Below are 21,139 nucleotides of genomic sequence, written 5' to 3'. Positions count from 1 at the left end.
CCTGATGCAGTGGTCATCGGGTAGCTACCTCGTATTCCCCGTCGCCTGTAGCAACGTATTCCGTGTGGTGTTCCAGTGGGTGCCCGCAGCGGCGGTCGCACCCAGAAAAGTGTACTAGTCCAGCGGGCACATCTCCGCTTTCCACCAGCGCAATGGCGTCCTGTTGGGTATAGCTCAGCGACTTCTGGCAACCCGGAAGCCCCGTGCATGCAGTGACCTTAAGCCACGGCGAGTTGGCGTCGAAAATCAACCCCAGCGGAGCGAGCACTTTCACTACGGCCTCGGCGTCGCCTTCGTGCAGATCATGGATCACCAGCGAGGCCCACGGGGTGATGGAGGTGTGCGTACCGACGGCACCAAGTACCTGCGCAATCTGGGCGGTCATCAAACCGAACCGTAGGCCAGCGCCCAACGTGACCCTGTGAGAACCTTCCTTCTGCATCCAGCCGATTGGGCGCTCTGGTGGGGTGCCCAGTTCCGGCACGGGGCTTTCAGCGACCGCTGGATGGGCAGCGAGCCATGCGTGGATCGCTTTCACCACATCCGGGGCTTCGTGAGTGCGCCAGTGTTCGCCGCGGGACTGCTGCCATTGTGCGGCGGCCTCGCTGAGGAGTTCGGCGAGCAACGTGGGGTCAGCATCTGTTGCAAGCCCCGTGGGTTTGCCAGCTAGCACAAAGTGGGCACGATGTGTGGGGGAGTCTTGGATAACCACGCCAAAGTCTGGGCGGCGGGCAGCGATGGCGCCATCGCCTGCGTCAAAACCAAACAAGGTTCGCCCGGAGAGACCGGCGGTGTCAGGGCGCGCAAGCAGGGCTCGATCCAGAGCTGTTGCGTATTTGTGAAGCTCGGGGCTGAGCGGGGAGGCCAGGATGTTGCGGATCTTGTCATGTGCCGCGGAGGGCAGAAAGTCCGCTGCTGCGATGGCCTCGCTGAATGCTGGGACGTCTTGGACCCCACGGAACTGCAGGTTGCCCCTGGTGGTGAGGTGGATTACGGAATTGCCCAGTTCATTGGCAATTTGAGCAATTTTGGTCCATTGCTCAGGGGCAATGCGCCCGCCAGGAAAACGCACTCGCCCAATCGCACCGTCTTGTGCTTGGTGCAGGCTTAACGCGCCTGGGCACATGTCTGAACGGCTGCGGTCAGGAGCAGCAATGAGCACTGCAGCCTGGGCAAAGGAAAAGTTTTTGGGGGTGGGTGAGAAGTCTTGGGCGGAACTCATAGGGGCAATCCTAGTGAGACCGCGGTCAAAGGCGCGGTTTTGCCTGTGAGGCATATTCCACATGAGGCATTGGGCACAGCAAAGCCGGAAAGCGGGAATAAGTCTCCTAAGGGCGTGTCCAACCGTGGTGTTAAGGTATCCGATAGTGCCGTGTGCTCTGTGGCGGTGGAACGTCGGTGAAAATCCGGGACGGACGCGCCACTGTGAAAGTCAGACCTGCCTCACAGAAGCAATCGCACACTACCTGCGCAAAAGGTGCAGTACACCGCCTCCCCGGTACCGAGGGGGGATCCAGCCGCCCTGGGGCGCGATGAACCCACGTGAAAGGACGCCGCACACGCGATGATTACCCTACTTTCCACCTCAGATACAGACCTGCTCTCCGCCAAGGCAGCCAACGCCCACGAAGATGTGGCGTTCCAATACGCAAACCCCAACCATTTGAGTACTGCGATGTTGGAGAGCTACCTGGAAAGCACCGATGTATTCGTGGTGCGCCTGCTCGGCGGAAAGCGTGCCTGGGAGGAAGGCCTCGCCACGCTGTTGAAGTCCAACAAGCCGGTGGTAGTTGTTTCCGGTGAGCTGGCCGTGGACGCGGAGCTCACGGACATTTCCACCGTACCCGCAGGTGTGGTGACCACCGCGCACACCTACTTGGCTGAGGGCGGTATGGAGAACTTGGTGAACCTGCACCATTTCCTCTCTGACACGTTGTTGCTCACCGGCTTTGGGTTCTCACCTGTGCAGCACATGCCGCTGTGGGGTGCGCTTTCCGGATACGAGGATCGTCTGAGCCCGGCACCCGCTACCGGAGACGGGCAGGCCAAGCCGCGCGTTGGCGTGGTGTACTACAGAGCGCAGCATTTGGCGGGTAACACCGCCTACGTTGCGGCGCTCGCGAGTGCCCTGGAGGCGCGTGGGGCGGAGGCTGTGCCGATCTTTGCCGCGTCGTTACGCCAAGCTCCGCAGGAACTGCTGGATACGCTGGGCACTCTCGACGTCCTCATTACCACGGTGCTCGCCGCGGGTGGCACCAAACCTGCTGAGGTGGGGGCGGGCGGCCAGGATGAGGCTTGGGATGTGGCGCAACTCGCCGCACTGGACATCCCAATTCTCCAGGGTCTGGCCTTGACGAACTCCCGTGCGCAGTGGGAAGAGAACGACGAAGGCCTTAGCCCCCTGGACGTAGCTACCCAGATTGCGGTGCCGGAGTTCGATGGGCGTCTGATCACCGTGCCGTTTTCCTTCAAGGAATATGATGCTGACGGCCTGATTGCCTACGTTCCGGATGAGGAGCGCTGTGCTCGCCTGGCCGGGATTGCGGTGCGCCATGCGATGCTGCGCCACAAGCGCAATGCGGACAAGAAGCTAGTGCTCATGTTGTCTGCCTACCCAACCAAGCATGCCCGCATTGGTAATGCGGTGGGTCTGGATACCCCGGTTTCCACCCTGCGTGTGCTGGAGGAGCTGCACCGTGCGGGCTATGACCTGGGTGACGTTTCCAAGATCCCAGGGTTTAGGGCTGCTGCGGTTGCTGCACCTGGCGGCGGCTATGGGGACCACGACGGCGATGCGTTCATGCACGCCATCATCGATGCCGGTGGCCACGACCCCGAATGGCTCAACGACGACGTACTGGCCAACAACCCGCACAAGCTCTCCGCGGAACAGTACAAAGAGTTTTTTGCCACCCTGCCCGAAGCCATGCAAGAGGAAATGCGGGAGCACTGGGGCGAGGCCCCAGGTACGCACTATGTGAACTCCCAGACGGGGGAGATTTACATCGCTGGCCTGCGCTTTGGCAACGTGATGGTGATGGTGCAGCCGCCACGCGGTTTTGGTGAAAATCCAGTGGGGATTTACCACGACCCCGACCTACCCGCCAACCACCACTACCTGGGCACTTACTTCTGGCTGCGCGAGGTGTTTGGTGCGGATGCGATTGTGCACATGGGCAAGCACGGCAATATGGAATGGCTGCCCGGCAAAAACGCGGGCCTTTCCGAGGAGTGCTACCCGGACCAGGCGATTTCCGAACTGCCACTGATCTACCCATTCCTGGTGAACGACCCCGGTGAAGGCACCCAAGCGAAGCGCCGAGCGCACGCAACCCTCGTGGACCATATGATCCCGCCGATGGCGCGCGCGGAAAGCTACGGTGATATCACTCGCCTTGAGCAGTTGCTGGATGAGCACGCCACCATCTCCGCGATGGACCCAGCGAAGCTGCCCGCGATCCGCCAAGAGATTTGGACCTTGCTCCAGGCTGCCAAGATGGACCGTGACCTCGGCTGGGACGAGCGCCCCGACGAGGACGCCTTTGATGACAAGATGATGGAAATCGACGGCTGGCTCTGCGAAATCAAAGACGCAGCCATCCGCGGTGGCCTGCACATCCTCGGTGAGGCCGTAGACGGCGAGGTGCGGGTGGAGTTGGTGCTCGCCATGCTGCGCGCCCGCCAGCTTTGGGGTGGGGCACAGGCGGTGCCGGGTCTGCGTGAGGCGCTCGGCCTCAACGAAGCGGGTCAAGAAAGCCGTACGCGGGTGGACACCGTGGAGCACACCGCGCTCGAGCTGCTGCGGGCCCTGGAGGCAAAGGGTTGGGACGTTGCGGCGGTGGACGAGGTGCTCGCGGCGGCAAGCGAGCAGGCAGAGCTCGAATTGCCAGGTGCTGACCTGGAGGCGGTAGCATCCTTGCTCCGCTTTGCCTGCGTGGAGATTGTGCCGCGCCTGGCCGCGTCGGCACGCGAAATCCCGCAGGTGCTGCGCGCGCTCGACGGCAAGTTCATTGAAGCCGGCCCCTCCGGTTCCCCGATGCGCGGCCTGGTGAACGTGCTGCCTACGGGCAGGAATTTCTACTCGGTGGATCCGAAGTCGCTGCCTTCACGCCTGGCGTGGGAGACGGGGCAACTGCTGGCGGACTCGTTGATTGAACGCTACCTCAACGACCACGGCCAATACCCCAAGTCAGTGGGCCTCTCCATCTGGGGTACCTCCGCGATGCGCACTTCTGGAGACGACATCGCCGAGGTCTTTGCCCTGCTCGGCGTGCGCCCCGTGTGGGACGAGGCCTCCCGACGTGTGGTGGATCTGGAGGTGATCTCGCTGGAGGAACTCGGCCGCCCCCGCATTGACACCACCGTGCGTATCTCGGGCTTCTTCCGGGATGCGTTCCCGCACGTCCTGGCACTTATCGACGACGCCGTGCAGCTCGTCGCAGGGCTAGAGGAATCCCCGGAGCAAAACTATGTACGGGCCCATGCGCTTGCCGACGCACCCCAGGCCGCAGGTTCCCAAATGTCGCACGTGCGCCGCATTTTTGGCTCCAAACCGGGCACTTACGGTGCGGGGCTACTTGAGCTCATTGAGTCCGGCAACTGGCGTGATGACCAGGACCTGGCGCAGGTGTACACGAGCTGGGGTGGCTATGCCTACGGACGCGACCTTGCCGGCGTGGAGGCCGCTGAGGACATGCGTTCGGCATACCGACGGATCCAGGTTGCCGCGAAGAACGTGGACTCCAAGGAACACGACATCGCGGATTCTGATGACTACTTCCAGTTCCACGGCGGCATGGTGGCCACCGTTCGCGCGCTCACCGGCGAAGACCCCGAGGCCTACATTGGCGACTCCACCCGCCAAGAAACCGTGAAAACCCGCACCCTGCACGAGGAATCCCGGCGTGTGTTCCGTGCCCGCGTGGTGAACCCCCGTTGGATCGAAGCCATGCGCAACCACGGCTACAAAGGTGCGTTTGAAATGAGCGCCACCGTGGACTACCTCTTTGGCTACGACGCCACCACCGGCCTCATGGAGGACTGGATGTATGAAACCCTCACCGAAACCTATGTGGCGGACCCGGTAAACCGAGAGTTCTTTGCCCAATCCAACCCATGGGCACTGCGTGACATCGCCGAGCGCCTATTGGAGGCCGCCGAGCGCAAACTGTGGGAAAACCCCTCCGAGGAGGCCCGAAACGCGCTCACCCAAGCCTTCCTGGACATGGAGGGTGCCGTGGAGGAGCGCGGGCAGGCCTAGCTGTTGGGCTTGGCTGCAGCTGGGATTGGGGCGCGCGACTCTGGGCCCGGGAATCGGGACTCGCGACTCGGGAGTCGGGACTCGGGACGCGCGACGGCGGCGTGTCCCGGTGAAACGGTAGAGTGTTGGGCATGCCAATTCTTGTTGCACTGCCGTACATCTTGATCGAGGCACTCGCCTTTTGGGGCGTGGCCTCGTGGCTCGGTGTAGGCACCGCGTTGCTGCTGTTGCTGGGTTTCTTCTTCGGCGGTCTTATCTTTGCCGCCTGGGAAATGAGCCGGATCTCCAGGAGGCTCATGCAGGGCAATAATCCAGGCAAGGCCGCCGGTGATCTGGGGCTTACCGCAGCTGGCGCCATCTTGATTGCCATGCCGGGGTTTTGCACGAGCATCTTTGGCCTGCTGCTGGTGCTCACGCCCACTCGCGCGCTTTTGCGCAAGGTACTTGCGCGCAAGTTGGCGCTCAAGATTGAGCAGCTTGGCGTGCGCAGCTATGAGCAGGCTGCGGCGTTCCGGCCCACCACCAGCACCTACGGGTCCTTTGGAACCGGCACTGGCAGTGGGGTGGTGCTGGGCGAAGACGGCAAGGTATTCATCCCTGGAGATGCCGGTCTTGGCGGTACCGGTGCAAATGGTGCAACCCCGAGGTCAGACTCAGATCCGAACTTCGAGGCGGAGATTGAGGCTTGGAGCGCCACCATGAAACCAGAAGACTTCACAGTCAATCCACCCAAAGGCGTTGGGTCTGGTGAAGGGGGCAGTGGTGACGTCGGAAGTGGTGACGTCGGAGGTGCCGGTGGCAGCGGAAGCAGCGGCAGTTCCAGCGATGGAGAAGATGGCACAAACCCTGGCCAGCGCCCGAAGCCATGACGCGGAGCCAGCGGTTTCAGTTCTTTGCGCGGCTTCTCCTTGCGGCACTGGGAGGCCTGCTCACCTATGCCTCCTATGAGCCGCTCGGGTGGGCGATCGCAGGCGTGGCAGGTGCGGCGTTCCTCATCGCGGCATTGATGCCTCAGCCGCCGAGGCCGGGGTTGGTCCGTAAAGGTGGGGGAAAAGGAGGCCACGTAGCAGCTCCTACCATTCCCCAAGGCATGGCAATTGCCTTTGTGTACTCCATGGTGCAACTGCTGTTCCTGCTGCCGTGGATCGGGGCCTTTGTGGGGAACTTCCCCTACATTGCCCTCTGCGTGTTTCTTTCCCTCTACTGGCTCGTGCTCGGCGCAGCCGGTGTGAAAGTGCTTGCTTGGCCAAGGTTTGGCCTGCTGGCCTTCGCCGCACTGTACAGTGCGGTGGAATGGGCGCGCTCGAGTTTCCCCTTCGGCGGTTTTGCCTGGGTGCGCCTGGGCTGGGGTCAAATCAATGGCGTGCTCGCGGAGCTCGCGCCCCTCGGCGGGGTGGCACTGGTCAGTTTTGCCACCGTGTTGCTCGCAGGTGCGCTGCTGGGATTGTTTCAGGCTGATACACGGGTGCTTTCAGCGTGCACGATTGCGCTCGTGATGCTCGTTTCGGTGGGAAGCGCTGTAACTGGCGCTGGAGTTGCACATACGCCTGCAGTGGGGGAGGTACGGGTGGCCGCGGTCCAAGGCAACGTGCCGCGCCTGGGCCTAGACTTCAACGCCCAACGCATGGCGGTGCTGCGCAATCATGTTGCAGAAACCGCTGCGATCTCCGGATCCGAACTAGTGGACCTCATTATTTGGCCCGAAAACTCGGCGGATGTGAGTCCTTTCTACGATTACGACGCCGCCCGCGAAGTCACGCAAGCAGTGCAAGCTGCGGGGGCACCGATCCTGGTGGGCACCGTGTCACGGGGGCCCGCCAATGGATTGGTAGACGAAGAAGGCCAACCGAGGCCGTTTAACACCATGGCGGTGTTTTCTCCAGAAAGCATGAGCCAAGCCGGCCAAGCCGTGATCAGTGCGACGGAAGTCCACAACAAGAAGTACCTGCAGCCATTTGGGGAGTACATGCCGTTCCGGGATTTCTTGAAGAACTTTTCTTCAATGGTGGACTATGCGGGCAACTTCCAACCGGGATCCGGCGACGGCGTAGTGCGGATGACAGCAGCGACCACCGGTAGGGAAGTGTTAGTGGGCGTGAGCACCTGTTATGAGGTGGCCTTTGATGCCGCTGGGCGAGACGCCATCAAAGCGGGCGCACAGATTCTCACCACTCCCACCAACAACGCCACTTTTGGATTCTCTGACATGACCTACCAACAATTGGCCATGAGCCGCATGCGGGCCAAGGAATTGGACCGGGCTGTGGTGGTAGCGGCGACGTCGGGAGTCAGTGCCATCGTGCTCCCGGACGGCAGTGTTACCCAGCACACTGAGATCTTTGAGGCCGCGCACCTGGTGGAAACGTTGCCGCTGAGGGATACAATCACGGCTTCTGTGCGGGCAGGTTCTGCAATTGAAACCTCCTTGGTTATCATTGGAGGCGTTCTTGGGCTGTTGGCATTGGCAACCCGTCCGCAAAGCACAAAGCGCAAGGGCACACGAACAACCGCACCGCGGCGAAAAGCCGCAGGAAAGGCTTCACCCAAAAAGACTGGTGGAAGCACGCGGAAAGCTCGCTGAGTTCGTGGAGCAACTGCCAACACCCAGTGATTCAAGTTTTTGAGGAGTAACACGTTATGGCCAAGCCAAGCGACAAAACTTTGGTGATCATCCCCACCTACAACGAGCTGGAAAACCTCCCGCTGATCACCAGCCGCGTGCGCGTGGCAGCACCCGAGGTAGAAATCCTCATTGTGGATGACAACTCCCCAGACGGCACCGGTGAAGCCGCAGATAATCTGGCGGCAGAAGACGCAAACCTGCACGTGCTCCACCGCGAAGGCAAAGGCGGCCTGTGCGGTGCCTACGTTGCAGGTTTCCGCTGGGGCCTGGAGCGCGGCTACACCGTGCTCTGTGAGATGGACGCAGATGGCTCCCACGCTCCCGAACAACTTCACCTCCTGCTCGAGCAGGTGGACGCAGGCGCTGACTTGGTGATTGGCTCCCGCTATGTGCCTGGCGGCGAGGTAGTGAACTGGCCAAAGAACCGCTGGATTCTCTCCAAGGGCGGCAACCTTTATATCTCCATGGCGCTCGGTGCCGGACTTTCCGACATGACCGCTGGCTACCGCGCTTTCCGCCGCGAGGTCCTGGAGGCTGTTGACCTGGACCAGCTCTCCAACGCTGGCTACATCTTCCAGGTGGACATGGCATGGCGCGTTGTGCAGGCAGGTTTTGACGTCCGCGAGGTGCCCATCACCTTCACCGAACGCGAAATTGGCGAATCCAAGCTGGATGGTTCCTTTGTGAAGGACTCCCTCCTGGAGGTCACCAAGTGGGGCGTTGCGCACCGCAGCCAGCAGGCCCGTGCGCTGTTCGACGAGACCGTGCGCCTCGGGCGCCGCTCCGTGGAAAACTTCCGCAAGAAGCACCTGATCTAAGGCGCTTGGCCTATGGGGCACTTGGCCTCTGAAAATGTTTATGCCACCGGTACATCACCGGTGGCATTTTGCATGAGCCTTCACGGGGCTCAAGTTGCGTGAAATTTCTGTTTAAGGATTTTGCTTAAGATTCCTCGGAGGCTTCCTGCGCCTCGTTGGCCTCATCCTGCTGCTGCTTGAGCAGGCGGGCTGCATTGCGGCGACGTTTGCGCAGCTGCTCGATGCGTTCCTCCAGCAAGACGTCGAGTTCCTCGATGGAGCGGCGCTCACGCAGCATGTCCCAGTGGGTGCGTGGTGGCTTGGCTGGTTTAGACTCAATGCCTTCACCCTCCATAAGCTGGCCTACCTGGCCGTTCTTGCACAGCCAGGTGCCTGGGATCTCAGCATCGTCGGCAAAAGGAACATCAAAGATCTCGCCGGACTCCGTTTTGTATCGCACCATCTGACGGGGTGCGAGGTCATGGTCACGGTCTGTCTCGTAGCTCACTGCGCCCATGCGGCTGCCGCGCAGAACACGATCTGCCATGTGTGAATCCCTTTCCTTCTGTTGGCCACCCCACCTGAACAACGCGCGCCGCGTGCAAGCAAGCGCGATTGCCAGTGCCGGGCACTACGCCGCGGCAGATGGGTATGGCTTTTGAACCATACAACTATAACGCACTGCTACGCCCTCTTGTTCCCGGCGGTGTTATGCATCGTTATGCATCTTCGGCGTGACCAAAAGACGCACGCCAAAGCTTAGGCTGCACCTTTTCACTCCAAACGGGTGGGTGAGGGTGCTTCGCGTGCCAAAAGCACTGCGCAGGGACTAGAATGAAGCGGATGTCTATTTCAAGGTCCGGCGCAGAGTCCGTATCGGGATCGGAATTGGGATCGGAATTGGGTTTTCGCTCGGGCTCCGGTGCCCGCCCGAATGCTGTATGCGCGTGGTGCCATAAAGAAATTGAGGTCACGCCGCGTGGGCGGCCCCGCAAGTTCTGCTCGCAATCGTGTAGGCAGCGGGCGTATGAGCAGCGCAATGGTGTGAGTGGTAAAGCCATACCGCAAGACGTTGTGATGCTCAGCGCGGTAAAAGCCGAAACCCTGTGGGACGGCCTCTATGCATTGCGATGTGCGGCAGAAGATGTTGCCACCGCTGCGGCAGAGGGTGCGGACGCACAGGAGATTGGTGAGCTGTGTGAAGAACTCGTAGACCTTGCCCGCAAACTTGAGCAGCTTAGATAGGGAAGTACGCGGCAATTGTAGGGTGTATAGCAAAAGGGGAGTGGACCCCGATGCTTTCCCTTCCAGGTCTGGGAATCTGGGAATTCGTTAGCTTGAAGAAAGATGTGTAAATGAACCGGAAGCAAAAGCCCCTGGTCGTCGCCGTGGCGGCTGTTGTAGTTATTTTGGCGCTCGTTGCGTTGACCATCGTGCTCATTCCATTGTTCCGCGGCCCCGGAGTAAAGACAGGGGTCATTGATACCACCAATTCCCAGCCAGCAAGCACCGATCTGGACGGGGAATGGGAGGTTGTGTACGGAGACGCTCCAAACATTTCCTCAGTGGGCTTCACCTTCAACGAGGTGCTTCCGGGCGAACGGCTCACCACCTCGGGTTCCACGCGCACGGTAAGCGGTCAGGCCACAATCTCCGGGTCCGTCCTGGAATCCGGCTTGGTTGTAGTTGATATGACAACAATAAACAGTGATAGGGAAAAGCGGGACGTGAGCGTCCGCACGCGCATCTTTGAGACGGACCGCTACCCAGAGGCTACGTTCGAGGCGGCGCCTGATGCTGGCGTGGACCTCAGCGGGCTGCCTACCGACGGCACGCCTGGGACCGTCGAGCTCCCGGGAACCCTGACCATCAAGGGTGTATCCCAGGAGGTCAACGCAACCTTTGACGTGGTTCGTGATGGTGAGAAGCTCTCCATGAGCTCCACGATCCCAATCAACCGTCTGGATTACGGCGTGGAGGCGCCAGAGTTCGTTGCGGCGAGCATTGACGAAGAAGGCGAACTCAACGTACTGATCACTTTGGAAAAGGTCCAATGATTGCCGCCAGGGCCATCCCGGTGATCTGGTTCCGGATCCTGGTGATCGTGGCGTTCGGGACATACATGGCGTTCAGCGGATCGTGGATGATTGCGGCGGCGGCCTTGGTTTTGCTCATCATCTCAGCCTTCCAACTCAAGAGCGCGTACAAGGCTCGAGCGGAGCTAGAAACCGAGTAGCGCCTCAAGAAGTGACCAACCTGTAAGACATAGGCTTTTTGTCAGTGTGACGTTATTAAGCAATAAGGTCCCACGGTAATAAAAGGCCGATAATGTACATTATGTCATTTAGGATCTGTGGGAGCTCCGAGTCCGAGTCCGAGCCATCACCCACCATCTAGCGCCGCCGCGCCGCTCTCCTCACCCGCGTGGTTCCGCTGAATTGCACCGCGTCCAGAATCCCCGCACGGAACAACGCCTCATGCATGGCGAGTTGGAAAATCCATAGCCGGCGGTACACGGCATCGAATCCCTCTGCGGCCGCCTCGCGCAGCTTGCCCTCAAAGGTTTCGCGCTGTAGCCGCAAGCCCACCGCGTAATGATTGCCAAAATGCGTTTGCGCCGTGAGCCGGATGTTACTGTGAGCGTCGAAGAGCTGATGCACCTGTTCCGCCGTGACGATTTCAAACGCCGGCCACAGATACGCATTGCACACCGCCAGCGCGTCACGGGCTTTCGCCGACCCCGCGGGATCACTCGCAATCACGGTTTGCAGCCCGACGGTTCCACCTAGGCTCAACTGCGCATTGATTGACTTGACATAATGTTTCCGCCCCCGGGCCCCGAGCTTGTCAAGCTTTTCCACGCTCACCACGGCGTCATACATACTCCGCGCATGTGTGTGCTTCGGCAGCGGCTCCTCAAACACTTCCACATGCACACCGCCGTCTACCTGCGCCAATGCGAGCATCTGCCGCATGGCCTGGGCCTGTTCAACGCTGGAGGTTATGGCGTCGATCGTTGCCCTCCTCCTGCTTGCGGCAATCGGCAACGTGGCACCTGCGCTTGGAAAGTCCAAGACGTGAGTGCCGGAGGTGATTTTCGCCTGGTCAAGGAGGTTGGACACCGCCCTCATCTGGGCATCTTTGAGGTCAGCACGCTCTACAAATGCGGGGCTGGAATAGGTGGTCACGTCCACAAAGTGGCTGGCAGGTTCCCCGTTGCGTCCTGCGGAAGCGGTAAAGGATTTTACTGAGACTCGTTCCCTGGTGGGAACGCCGGAGGCAAAAATGGTTCCGTGGGCGCTCATGCCGTCGCCACTAAAATGTCGGACCAGCTCGGGTGGGATTTCGGTGCCGTCGTAAGGGCCGTAGATGTGCCTAGGGCCTGACTTTGGCGAGTAGCCTGCTTCCACAAGGCGCGTGAGGACGTCGGAAATGCTCTCCGCGCTCCAGTCCCCTGCCATGAAGCCTTCAGCCAGGCCAAGCCAACCGTCTTGGGCGATGCGCAGGAAGAGGTCGGCTTCCATGACTTTGAGGTCGGCCCCAGGGCCTTCGAGCATAAGCTGTGCTTTCTCGCAGGCTTGGGCGAACTCCGCTTCGGCTTTGCGGGCGCGCATGCGGGCACGAACGGAGTCTGGAACCGCTGCAACGTGTGGCCAGAATTCGGGGTCTATGAATCCCCTGGCTGCTGCCATATCCGCTCCTTAGTTGGTTAAATCACTCCAAAACCGTACGCCCCGCAGGCCTTACTGAAGTTTCATGCTAACTGCGGCAGAGGTGCTGTTGGCTTAGCCACGCGGGACCTCTCGTCGCCGCCATTCCTGCCGATGCTGGCCTAGCGCGATGTGCGGCAAAGTGCAAGTGCTATCCGTGGTGACATTTGACTCAGAGGTAGCTAAAATTGGCGGAGTTGCCGCAAAGAAGCGGCGAGTTCTCACTTAAACAAACAGAGACAAACATCCTCCAAAAGGTGCTGTAGAAAGAAGACCCTTTATTTATGTCTGACACTCCATTTCGTCCTGATGGCGGCCGCCACCACGTAGTAATCATCGGATCCGGCTTCGGTGGTCTTTTCGCCGCGAAAGAACTCAAGGGCGCCAACGTGGACGTCACTTTGATTGACCGCACCAATCACCACCTCTTCCAGCCGCTGTTGTACCAGGTGGCAACCGGTATCCTCTCCTCCGGTGAAATCGCACCATCCACTCGCCAGGTGTTGGCAGGCCAGGAAAACCTCAACATCATTAAGGGTGAAGTTACGGACATTAATGTTGAGTCCAAGGTAGTAACCGCTGCCTTGGGCGGCATTGAGAAGCGTGTGGCCTACGATTCCTTGATCATCGCCGCAGGCGCAGGCCAGTCCTACTTTGGCAACGATCACTTTGCCCAATTCGCCCCAGGCATGAAGACCATCGATGACGCCTTGGAGCTGCGTGCCCGCATCATCGGCGCCTTCGAGCGCGCTGAGATTACCGAGGATCCAGCTGAGCGCGAGCGCCTGCTCACCTTCGTGGTGGTTGGTGCCGGCCCAACCGGTGTGGAACTCGCAGGCCAGTTGGCCGAAATGGCACACCGCACCCTCGCTGGTTCCTACACCCGCGCGAACCCCGCCAACGCAAAGATCGTGCTGTTGGACGGCGCCCCACAGGTGCTGCCACCCTTTGGCAAGCGTCTGGGCCGCAACGCGCAGCGTTCCCTGGAGAAGATCGGTGTGACCGTACACCTCAACGCCATGGTGACCAACGTGGACGAGGAAGCGGTGACCTACAAGGACGCCAACACCGGCGAAGAGCACGTGATCCCCTCCTACTGCAAGATCTGGTCTGCAGGTGTGTCTGCTTCCCCACTGGGCAAGCTGGTTGCAGAACAACTTGGCGCAGAACTCGACCGTGCGGGCCGTGTGTTGGTGAACCCAGACCTCTCCGTTGGCGATGACCGCAACGTCTTCGTGATCGGTGACATGATGAACCTGGACAACCTGCCAGGCGTGGCTCAGGTGGCCATCCAGGGTGGCGAATTTGTTGCCGAGCAGATCGCAGCAGAAGCCGAGGGCCGCCCGGTGGAAGAGCGTGAGGCCTTTGAATACTTTGACAAGGGTTCCATGGCCACCGTGTCTCGCTTCAACGCCGTGGTGAAGATGGGCAAGGTGGAGATCACCGGCTTCATCGGCTGGCTCATCTGGCTCGCCGTCCACTTGCTGTTCCTGGTGGGCTTCCGCAACCGCGCCACCGCCGCGTTCTCCTGGGGCATCAACGCCCTGTCGCGTAAGCGTTGGAACTTGGCAACCACCCGCCAGCAGCTCCACGCCCGTAACGGCCTGCATAAGCTCGCTGAACGCATCGAGGAAGAAGGCACCGACTTGCCAATCGAGCTCAGCGACACAGCGAAGTACGGAAAGTAACCCCGAAACGCGCGATCCCCTCCCCCTTCACGTGCAGCGAAGGTGGGAGGGGCTTTCGTTTCCGACGTCACCCTCAAGGCAATGCGCCTCGCGGAAGCTAATCAAGGCGGCGTGCGATTGCCACCAGGAAGTCTGCATCGGGAGTCCATGGATCCAACGTCCAGGTGGCGTACTTCCCTTCCAGCTTTAGGCCAGCTTGGCTGAGGTGTTCAAAGAACTGCCCAAATGGGTACCCGCGGCCAGCACCAAAACCAATCACCGCGCGCCCTTGGGGTTTCAGTGTGGCCGCGATGTTCGCTACCGCCTGCCCACGGTGCTGAGGTTCGATAAAGGTCAGTACGTTGCCTGCGCTGAAGGTGATATCGAACTGCCCGCTCAGCTCGAGTTCTTTTGGCATCGGTTGACTCAAATCTGCTACTGCCCACGTTGCCTCCGGGTATTTCTGTGAGGCCAGCTCGATGAGGTAAGGATCCAAGTCAATGCCGGTGACCCTGTGGCCCTGCTGGGATAAGTAGCCACCCAAGCGCCCTTGGCCGCAACCCGCATCCAAAATTGAGCTGCTGCGGGCGCTGAGCGCGTCGATAAGCCTGGCCTCGCCCACGATGTCTTCACCGCGGGAAAGGAAGTCCTCCCAGCGCTGCGCGTACCGCTGGGAATGGCCGGGGTTGGCTTTGATGAGGTCGTTCCAAGTGGGCATGTTTTAGCCCTCGAAGTCTTCGAACTTGTCCTTCTTGGGTGCTGGCGCTGGGCGGTTGAGCACCATGGTGCGCAGGGTGGACCGAGCCACGAGCTTGCCGCGGTGGTACATCTTGATTTTGATCAATTGGGTGCTGGATCCGGCGTGGATAATTTTTGTTTCTAGATCAATCACACCGGCAGACACTGGTGCCAGGAAGTCCGTGTTGCAGTTCATTCCAACAACAACCTGGCCTTTTGCCGCGATCAGGCCGGCAACGGAACCTGCGGTTTCCGCCAGGGAGGAGTACACGCCGCCATTGACAATGCCGGTGATTTGCAGGTGGCCGTCAGAAACATGCAGCTCAGCGCGGACCGTCTCAGGGGTGAGCTGGGTAAAGCGCATTCCCAGGGTCTTGGAGAAACCGGTGGTTGATTCGTTGACGGTGGCCAGATCTTCAATGCTCAAGCCTTCGGCCGGAAGGTTGGCCAGTACGTTTAGGAATTCGGATTGGTTTTGCATACGCCTTAATCTAGCGGTTTCGGGCCTGCAGTGCTGTGCCCGGTGTGCTGGTGGTGCGGTGGGAGTGCCTGGGCAACGCCGTGCTGCATGTGCGAGGTCTGAGCACTGCCTTGCCCTACCTGTGGATTGGAGGTGCTGCTCACGCGGATTTTGGTGCTGAATGAGTTCACTGGGTTGCGCATCGCAGGCTTTCATTCATTGGGTTTTGGGCCTTCGTACCGCCGCAACCTGCGAGAGATTTCCCACACTAAACCCACATGTATACAACCAAACCCACGTTTTTCGAGTGTGCGCGCGGGTACGTTGTGCCGCCGGGTGAGATTCCTTCGGCTTCTCTAGGTTCCTGGGGCGGGCATCACAAGCGGGAGCGGGTAAGCTGTGTGCTTATGACTGACCAAGCAACTTCCGCACAGATCGGCGTAGTTGGACTCGCAGTGATGGGTTCCAACCTTGCCCGCAACTTTGCCCGGAACGGCAACACCGTGGCTGTGTACAACCGCAGCGCCGCAAAGACCCATGACCTTATTGAACAGCACGGGCACGAGGGTAACTTCGTCCCCTCTGAGACCATCGAAGACTTTGTGGCCTCCCTGGAGAAGCCACGCCGCGCGATCATCATGGTGCAGGCCGGTGCCGCGACGGACGCTGTGATCAACCAGCTCGCTGATGCGATGGAAGAAGGCGATATCATCATCGACGGCGGCAACGCCCTTTACACGGACACGATTCGCCGCGAAAAGGAAATTGCAGCACGCGGTCTCAACTTTGTTGGCGCCGGCATTTCCGGTGGTGAGGAAGGTGCTTTGAATGGCCCTTCCATCATGCCTGGCGGCCCGGAGGCGAGCTGGGAGGCGCTTGGTCCGCTGCTGGAGTCCATCGCAGCCGTGGTGGATGGCACCCCTTGCGTGACCCACATCGGCCCCGACGGTGCCGGCCACTTTGTGAAGATGGTGCACAACGGCATCGAATACGCAGACATGCAGGTAATTGGTGAGGCCTACCAACTGCTGCGCTACGGCGCGGGCCTGAGCCCACAGGAGATCTCTGAGATCTTCTCCACCTGGAACCAGGGTGACCTTGATTCCTACCTCATCGAGATCACCGCAGAGGTGCTCAAGCAGGTGGATGCTGAGACCGGCACGCCGTTGGTGGACCTCATCGTGGACGCCGCTGGCCAGAAGGGCACCGGCCGCTGGACCGTAAAGGCCGCGTTGGATCTGGGCATCCCAGTCACCGGCATTGGCGAGGCCGTGTTCGCCCGCGCACTTTCCTCCGCCACCGCACAGCGCGAAGCAGCCCAGGGCGAGCTCCCTGCTGGTGAGCTGCACACCCTTGAGGCTCTCGGCGTGGACCGCGAGACCTTCATTGAGGACGTGCGCCGCGCACTCTACGCATCCAAGCTGGTTGCCTACGCTCAGGGCTTTGATGAGATCAAGGCAGGATCCACCGAACACAATTGGAACGTGGACCCACGCGACCTGGCCACCATTTGGCGCGGCGGGTGCATCATCCGCGCGAAGTTCCTGAACCGCATCGTTGAGGCTTACGACGCCAACCCAGAGCTGCCAACCTTGTTGCTGGATCCATACTTCAAGGGCGAGCTTTCCAACCTGGTGGATTCTTGGCGCCGCGTGGTGGTTGCCGCCACCCAGATCGGCCAGCCGATTCCCGTGTTCGCCTCCAGCCTTTCCTACTACGACTCCCTGCGTGCACAGCGCCTCCCAGCGGCCCTCATCCAGGGTCAGCGTGACTTCTTTGGTGCGCACACCTACAAGCGCGTGGACAAGGAAGGCACCTTCCATACCCTGTGGTCCGGTGATCGCACGGAGATCAGCACTGACTAGTTGCTGCCTAATTTCCGCCTGACTTCCATCCAGACACCGCGCTTCCGCGCTTTTCAAGCAGGAGCGAGGCCGTACGAACTGCTAGGATAGTCCGAATGACTACCTTCGCCGATCTCGGCCTCGCCCCTGCTGTTGTCCATGTACTCCAGCGCCAGGGCATCACTGAACCCTTCCCCATCCAAGCCGCCGCAATCCCTGATGCATTGGCTGGCAAGGATGTGCTTGGGCGTGGCCCCACCGGCTCCGGCAAAACCTTCACCTTTGGCCTACCCATCATCAGCCGCCTGTTTCGCACCGGCGCCAGCACCCCAGGCAAGCCCCGAGCCTTGATTCTCGTGCCCACCCGTGAGTTGGCGGCGCAGGTCCGCGAGCGCCTTGACGAGCCAGCAGCGGTCTGTGGGTTGCGCATCATCGATGTTGTGGGTGGCGTGAACATCCGCAACCACATCCGTCAGCTCGCCGCCCCGGTGGATATTCTGGTGGCCACCCCAGGGCGCGCCCAGGACCTCATCAACCAGAAGTACCTGGACCTTTCCAAGGTGGAAATCACCGCTTTAGATGAAGCGGACCAAATGGCGGACATGGGTTTTCTCCCCCAGGTCACCAAGCTTCTTGAACGAACCCCGGCCGGCGGTCAGCGGTTGCTCTTTTCCGCCACCTTGGACGGCGATGTGCAAAAGCTCGTGGACCGCTTCATGCAAGAACCCGCTGTCCATTCCACCGCCCCGGTTGAGGCAGCCGTGGAAACCATGACGCACTACGTGTTCCACGTAGGTCAAAAGGCTGACCGTCCGGACATTGTGGCTCGCATCGCCGGGCGCGAGGGCAAAACCATTATGTTCATGCGCACCAAACACGCGGTGGACCGGCAGGTCAAGAAATTGCGCCGGATCGGCATCAACGCCGTGGGGCTCCACGGGGACAAAGGCCAGGGCTCGCGCACCGCGTCTATCGCGGGATTTACCGACGGTTCCGTTCCGGTGCTCGTGGCCACGGACATCGCCGCACGCGGCATCGACATCGCCGACGTAGACCTGGTTGTCCACATCGACCCACCCGCCGAGCACAAGGCTTACCTGCACCGGGCGGGTCGCACCGCCCGTGCTGGAGCCGTCGGTGCCGTTGTCACGCTCGTCACCGATGAGCAGCGTCAAGAGGTGGCAAAACTCCTGGAAAAGGCTGGCGTAGACGCCCAGGAGGCGCACGTCACCGCGGACTCGGAGGAACTCGCCCGCATCACTGGCGCCCGCAAGGTGAATGGCAGTCCCCTGCCGCCCTTCGGCCAAATGCTCCAGCAGCGCCCCAGCAAGGATTCCGACGCACCCAAGACTCCAGGCACCCGGAGTCGCGGGAGTCGACGTCGGACGGGTGGGAACAAGGCTCGAAATGGGAACAAGGCTCGAGGCGAGTCCCAAAACACGTCTGCTCAGCCTTTCCGTGAGCGTAGCGGCAAAGGAAATGCAGGCCGCAACGCACAGCCACGTTCCAGCAGGCAGCGAGGAAACCGCTAGTATAGGGCAACGATGGACATCCTCATAAGCATTCTTTCTCTTATTGGCTTTGTGCTGCTCACCGCAAGCACGGGCCTTTTCGTGGCTATTGAGTTTGCGCTCACCGGCCTCGAGCGCTCCACGATTGATAACCACGTCCAATCCAAAGGCGACGGCCGTGCAAAGGCCGTGCGCAGGGACTACCAAAACCTCTCCTTCGTCCTGTCCGGCGCGCAGCTCGGCATCACCATCACCACGCTGGCCACGGGCTTTTTGGCTGAACCGATCTTGGCGCAATTCTTTACCCCCGTGCTGGAAGCAGTGGGTCTGAGCGCTTCCTCCTCCACCACGGTGGCCCTGATACTCGCGCTGCTCGTGGCAACATTTTTGTCCATGGTGTTTGGCGAGCTTGTGCCCAAGAACATCGCCATCACGCACCCGCTGGAGACCGCCCGCTTTGTAGTGGGCCCGGTGGGCATTTTCAATACCGTGTTCAAGGGTTTCATTAACGTGCTCAACCGGGCGGCAAACTTCACGGTGCGCCGCATGGGCATCGAACCCGCGGATGAGCTGGCCTCCGCCCGTTCTACGCAGGAACTCACCGCGCTGGTGCGCAACTCCGCTGAGTCGGGTGGCCTTGATGAAAACACCGCCCTGGTGCTTGACCGATCCCTGAAGTTCGGCGAGACCACCGCGGCAGAACTGATGACGCCTCGCTCCACCATCGAGACATTGCATGCCGACGACACCGTCCCAGACCTCATCGCCTTGGCAATCGAATCGGGTCACTCCCGCTTCCCCGTGATCCAGTCCGACCTCGACGACACCCTCGGTGTAGTCCACTTCAAGGACGCCTTCTCTATCCCCCAGGAGCAGCGCGCAACCACCACAATGCGATCCTTGGCCCGCCCAATTCCGGTGGTCCCGGAGAGCCTGGATGGCGACTCGGTGCTCAACGCGGTGCGCTCGGCGGGTTCCCAGGTGATCCTGGTGGCTGATGAATACGGCGGCACCGCGGGCATCATCACCATTGAAGACGTGGTGGAAGAAATCCTGGGCGAGGTCTACGACGAGCACGATGACCAAGAAGCAGAGCGCGACTTCCAGCGCTTCGGCACCTCCTGGGAAGTAGCCGGTTTGGTTCGCCTGGATGAACTCACGGAAAAGGTGGGCTACCACAGCCCCGAGGGCCCCTATGAAACCCTCGGCGGGTTGGTGATGGCGCAGCTCGGCCGGATTCCGCAGGTGGATGACCAATTGCTGCTGCCGGAATCGGACAACCCGTTTTTGGCAGAGTTTGAGTCTGGCTACACCGGGCGCTGGCTCGCCAAGGTCACGGTGATGGAGGACCGCCGCGTGGAGAAAGTAATCCTCTCCCCTGTCAGCGATGAGGAGGCGGAGGCTTTCCAAAACGCCGACGCTGCTTCAACGGCACAAAGGGCGCCCCACCGTATCACCCAGAGTAAGGAGGCCTAAGCGATGAGCCTTCTCACTACGATTTTCCTCATCATTGGCCTGCTGCTGGCCAACGCCTACTTTGTGGCCGCGGAGTTCGCGCTCATTTCCTCGCGTAAAGACCGCCTGGAAAACATGATTGCGCAGGGCCGCCGCGGCGCCCGCACGGTCCTCTACGCAACAGAGCACCTGTCCATCATGCTTGCGGTTTGCCAATTCGGTATCACGGTGTGCTCGCTGCTGCTTGGTAAGGTTGCTGAACCGGCGATCGCTCACTTCATTGAGGAGCCCTTCCAAAACTGGGGTGTGCCGGACCATCTCCTACACCCAATCAGCTTTGTGATCGCGCTCGGCCTGATCACCTTCCTCCATATCCTCTTCGGCGAGATGGTGCCAAAGAACATCGCATTGGCGGGCCCCGAAACCTTGGCGATGTGGCTGAGCCCCGCCCTGTTGTGGATCATGCGCATTACGAGGCCATTGATCATCTTCATGAACTGGATCGCGCGAATCACGTTGCGTGCCGTGGGCATCGAACAAAAAGACGAGCTAGATTCCACAGTTGACCAGGAACAATTGGCCACGATGATCTCCGAGTCCCGCTCCGAAGGTCTGCTCGACGCCGAGGAGCACGCCCGCCTCAACAAGGCGCTGCGTGTAGAAGATCGCTCCATCAAGGAGGTGCTGATTCCGCTTTCCGACGTCCGCACGCTCGCATTCGGTCAGCGCGGCCCGCTGCTCACGGAGCTGGAGCAAGCTGTTGCTGAAACCGGGTTTAGCCGCTTCCCAGTCACAGGCAAAGACGGTTCCTTTATTGGATATGTGCACGTGAAGGACATCCTGGACCGCCTCGGCGAGAACAACCCGGACATGATTATTCACCGCTCGGAAATCAGGCCGCTGACCATCGTGGATGGCACTGGCACCATGGATGAGGCGCTGCAGGCGATGCACAAGAAGTCTGCCCATATGGCGCAGGTCCGCGACCGCGGCGAACTCCTTGGCGTGGTCACTTTGGAGGACCTGATCGAAGAATACGTGGGCACCTTCTCTGACTGGACCCACGAGCAGTAG

General features: G+C 60.5%; 16 protein-coding genes and 1 pseudogene. 12 read left to right on the top strand and 5 right to left on the bottom strand.

From position 1 onward, the window contains the following. Positions 1–13: 13 nt before the first annotated feature. Positions 14–1,222 carry a precorrin-3B synthase gene (locus NQ050_RS04790; RefSeq protein WP_257038145.1) on the bottom strand — a complete coding sequence of 403 codons (1,209 nt, stop codon included), beginning with the start codon at positions 1,220–1,222 and terminating at the stop codon, positions 14–16. A 342-nt stretch (positions 1,223–1,564) separates the two neighbouring features. Here NQ050_RS04790 and cobN point away from each other — a divergent pair, with 342 nt between their 5' ends. The 4 genes and pseudogenes from cobN to NQ050_RS04770 all read left to right on the top strand — a co-directional run bounded on the left by cobN (position 1,565) and on the right by NQ050_RS04770 (position 8,701). Beyond that, entirely contained in the window at positions 1,565–5,260 is a 3,696-nt protein-coding gene (gene cobN, locus NQ050_RS04785; RefSeq protein ID WP_257038144.1) for a cobaltochelatase subunit CobN, read from the top strand. Positions 5,261–5,391: 131 nt separating this feature from the next. Continuing rightward, positions 5,392–6,015: pseudogene (locus tag NQ050_RS04780) on the top strand (FxsA family protein); the annotation flags it as partial. Between the two features lie 110 nt (positions 6,016–6,125). Continuing rightward, positions 6,126–7,841 (top strand): apolipoprotein N-acyltransferase, encoded by a 1,716-nt coding sequence (gene lnt, locus NQ050_RS04775; RefSeq protein ID WP_257038143.1) that lies wholly within the window; start codon positions 6,126–6,128, stop codon positions 7,839–7,841. Between the two features lie 56 nt (positions 7,842–7,897). After that, positions 7,898–8,701 carry a polyprenol monophosphomannose synthase gene (locus tag NQ050_RS04770; RefSeq protein ID WP_257038142.1) on the top strand — a complete coding sequence of 268 codons (804 nt, stop codon included), beginning with the start codon at positions 7,898–7,900 and terminating at the stop codon, positions 8,699–8,701. A gap of 124 nt (positions 8,702–8,825) precedes the next feature. On the opposite strand, the gene NQ050_RS04765 is transcribed toward NQ050_RS04770, so the two are convergent. Beyond that, the gene (locus tag NQ050_RS04765; RefSeq protein WP_257038141.1) at positions 8,826–9,227 is read right to left on the bottom strand and encodes an RNA polymerase-binding protein RbpA; all 402 of its coding nucleotides are present in this window, start codon (positions 9,225–9,227) and stop codon (positions 8,826–8,828) included. Positions 9,228–9,523: 296 nt separating this feature from the next. Here NQ050_RS04765 and NQ050_RS04760 point away from each other — a divergent pair, with 296 nt between their 5' ends. The 3 genes from NQ050_RS04760 (at position 9,524) to NQ050_RS04750 (ending at position 10,916) form a co-directional block, all read left to right on the top strand. Beyond that, positions 9,524–9,925 carry a hypothetical protein gene (locus NQ050_RS04760; protein ID WP_257038140.1) on the top strand — a complete coding sequence of 134 codons (402 nt, stop codon included), beginning with the start codon at positions 9,524–9,526 and terminating at the stop codon, positions 9,923–9,925. A 110-nt stretch (positions 9,926–10,035) separates the two neighbouring features. After that, entirely contained in the window at positions 10,036–10,737 is a 702-nt protein-coding gene (locus NQ050_RS04755) for a YceI family protein (protein WP_257038139.1), read from the top strand. After that, positions 10,734–10,916, top strand: a complete 183-nt coding sequence (locus NQ050_RS04750; RefSeq protein ID WP_257038138.1) for a hypothetical protein — start codon at positions 10,734–10,736, stop codon at positions 10,914–10,916. The genes NQ050_RS04755 and NQ050_RS04750 overlap by 4 nt, the downstream gene beginning before the upstream one ends. Positions 10,917–11,073: 157 nt before the next feature. Here the strand turns inward: NQ050_RS04750 and NQ050_RS04745 are convergent, their stop codons facing one another. After that, positions 11,074–12,372 (bottom strand): class I SAM-dependent methyltransferase, encoded by a 1,299-nt coding sequence (locus NQ050_RS04745; RefSeq protein ID WP_257038136.1) that lies wholly within the window; start codon positions 12,370–12,372, stop codon positions 11,074–11,076. Positions 12,373–12,674: 302 nt separating this feature from the next. Between NQ050_RS04745 and NQ050_RS04740 the strand changes: the two genes are divergently transcribed. Next, positions 12,675–14,078, top strand: coding sequence for an NAD(P)/FAD-dependent oxidoreductase (locus NQ050_RS04740; RefSeq protein WP_257038135.1), 1,404 nt, complete (start codon positions 12,675–12,677; stop codon positions 14,076–14,078). 97 nt (positions 14,079–14,175) lie between these two features. Here the strand turns inward: NQ050_RS04740 and NQ050_RS04735 are convergent, their stop codons facing one another. Both NQ050_RS04735 and NQ050_RS04730 read right to left on the bottom strand, forming a co-directional pair. Continuing rightward, positions 14,176–14,775 carry a bifunctional 2-polyprenyl-6-hydroxyphenol methylase/3-demethylubiquinol 3-O-methyltransferase UbiG gene (locus NQ050_RS04735; RefSeq protein WP_257038134.1) on the bottom strand — a complete coding sequence of 200 codons (600 nt, stop codon included), beginning with the start codon at positions 14,773–14,775 and terminating at the stop codon, positions 14,176–14,178. 3 nt (positions 14,776–14,778) lie between these two features. Next, complete coding sequence (locus NQ050_RS04730) at positions 14,779–15,276, bottom strand: PaaI family thioesterase (protein ID WP_257038133.1); 498 nt, start codon at positions 15,274–15,276, stop codon at positions 14,779–14,781. A gap of 386 nt (positions 15,277–15,662) precedes the next feature. Between NQ050_RS04730 and gndA the strand changes: the two genes are divergently transcribed. From gndA to NQ050_RS04710, 4 genes are all read left to right on the top strand, one after another. After that, the gene (gene gndA, locus NQ050_RS04725) at positions 15,663–17,120 is read left to right on the top strand and encodes an NADP-dependent phosphogluconate dehydrogenase (protein WP_257038132.1); all 1,458 of its coding nucleotides are present in this window, start codon (positions 15,663–15,665) and stop codon (positions 17,118–17,120) included. A 95-nt stretch (positions 17,121–17,215) separates the two neighbouring features. Then, positions 17,216–18,631 carry a DEAD/DEAH box helicase gene (locus NQ050_RS04720; protein ID WP_257038131.1) on the top strand — a complete coding sequence of 472 codons (1,416 nt, stop codon included), beginning with the start codon at positions 17,216–17,218 and terminating at the stop codon, positions 18,629–18,631. Positions 18,632–18,643: 12 nt separating this feature from the next. Further along, the gene (locus NQ050_RS04715; protein ID WP_257038130.1) at positions 18,644–20,086 is read left to right on the top strand and encodes a hemolysin family protein; all 1,443 of its coding nucleotides are present in this window, start codon (positions 18,644–18,646) and stop codon (positions 20,084–20,086) included. A 3-nt stretch (positions 20,087–20,089) separates the two neighbouring features. Next, positions 20,090–21,139 carry a hemolysin family protein gene (locus NQ050_RS04710; protein WP_257038129.1) on the top strand — a complete coding sequence of 350 codons (1,050 nt, stop codon included), beginning with the start codon at positions 20,090–20,092 and terminating at the stop codon, positions 21,137–21,139.

It is taken from the genome of Corynebacterium sp. 122RC1, from assembly GCF_024580955.1.
Lineage (GTDB): Bacteria > Actinomycetota > Actinomycetes > Mycobacteriales > Mycobacteriaceae > Corynebacterium > Corynebacterium kozikiae.
The sequence above is the reverse complement of the archived record's forward strand: the minus strand, read 5'-3'. Positions and strand labels throughout refer to the sequence as shown.

Excerpts from the sequence above, each read along its gene's own strand:
- NQ050_RS04790 (WP_257038145.1), bottom strand. The coding sequence starts at position 1,222 with ATGAGTTCCGCCCAAGACTTCTCACCCACCCCCAAAAACTTTTCCTTT.
- cobN (WP_257038144.1), top strand. The coding sequence starts at position 1,565 with ATGATTACCCTACTTTCCACCTCAGATACAGACCTGCTCTCCGCCAAG.
- lnt (WP_257038143.1), top strand. The coding sequence starts at position 6,126 with ATGACGCGGAGCCAGCGGTTTCAGTTCTTTGCGCGGCTTCTCCTTGCG.
- NQ050_RS04770 (WP_257038142.1), top strand. The coding sequence starts at position 7,898 with ATGGCCAAGCCAAGCGACAAAACTTTGGTGATCATCCCCACCTACAAC.
- NQ050_RS04765 (WP_257038141.1), bottom strand. The coding sequence starts at position 9,227 with ATGGCAGATCGTGTTCTGCGCGGCAGCCGCATGGGCGCAGTGAGCTAC.
- NQ050_RS04760 (WP_257038140.1), top strand. The coding sequence starts at position 9,524 with ATGTCTATTTCAAGGTCCGGCGCAGAGTCCGTATCGGGATCGGAATTG.
- NQ050_RS04755 (WP_257038139.1), top strand. The coding sequence starts at position 10,036 with ATGAACCGGAAGCAAAAGCCCCTGGTCGTCGCCGTGGCGGCTGTTGTA.
- NQ050_RS04750 (WP_257038138.1), top strand. The coding sequence starts at position 10,734 with ATGATTGCCGCCAGGGCCATCCCGGTGATCTGGTTCCGGATCCTGGTG.
- NQ050_RS04745 (WP_257038136.1), bottom strand. The coding sequence starts at position 12,372 with ATGGCAGCAGCCAGGGGATTCATAGACCCCGAATTCTGGCCACACGTT.
- NQ050_RS04740 (WP_257038135.1), top strand. The coding sequence starts at position 12,675 with ATGTCTGACACTCCATTTCGTCCTGATGGCGGCCGCCACCACGTAGTA.
- NQ050_RS04735 (WP_257038134.1), bottom strand. The coding sequence starts at position 14,775 with ATGCCCACTTGGAACGACCTCATCAAAGCCAACCCCGGCCATTCCCAG.
- NQ050_RS04730 (WP_257038133.1), bottom strand. The coding sequence starts at position 15,276 with ATGCAAAACCAATCCGAATTCCTAAACGTACTGGCCAACCTTCCGGCC.
- gndA (WP_257038132.1), top strand. The coding sequence starts at position 15,663 with ATGACTGACCAAGCAACTTCCGCACAGATCGGCGTAGTTGGACTCGCA.
- NQ050_RS04720 (WP_257038131.1), top strand. The coding sequence starts at position 17,216 with ATGACTACCTTCGCCGATCTCGGCCTCGCCCCTGCTGTTGTCCATGTA.
- NQ050_RS04715 (WP_257038130.1), top strand. The coding sequence starts at position 18,644 with ATGGACATCCTCATAAGCATTCTTTCTCTTATTGGCTTTGTGCTGCTC.
- NQ050_RS04710 (WP_257038129.1), top strand. The coding sequence starts at position 20,090 with ATGAGCCTTCTCACTACGATTTTCCTCATCATTGGCCTGCTGCTGGCC.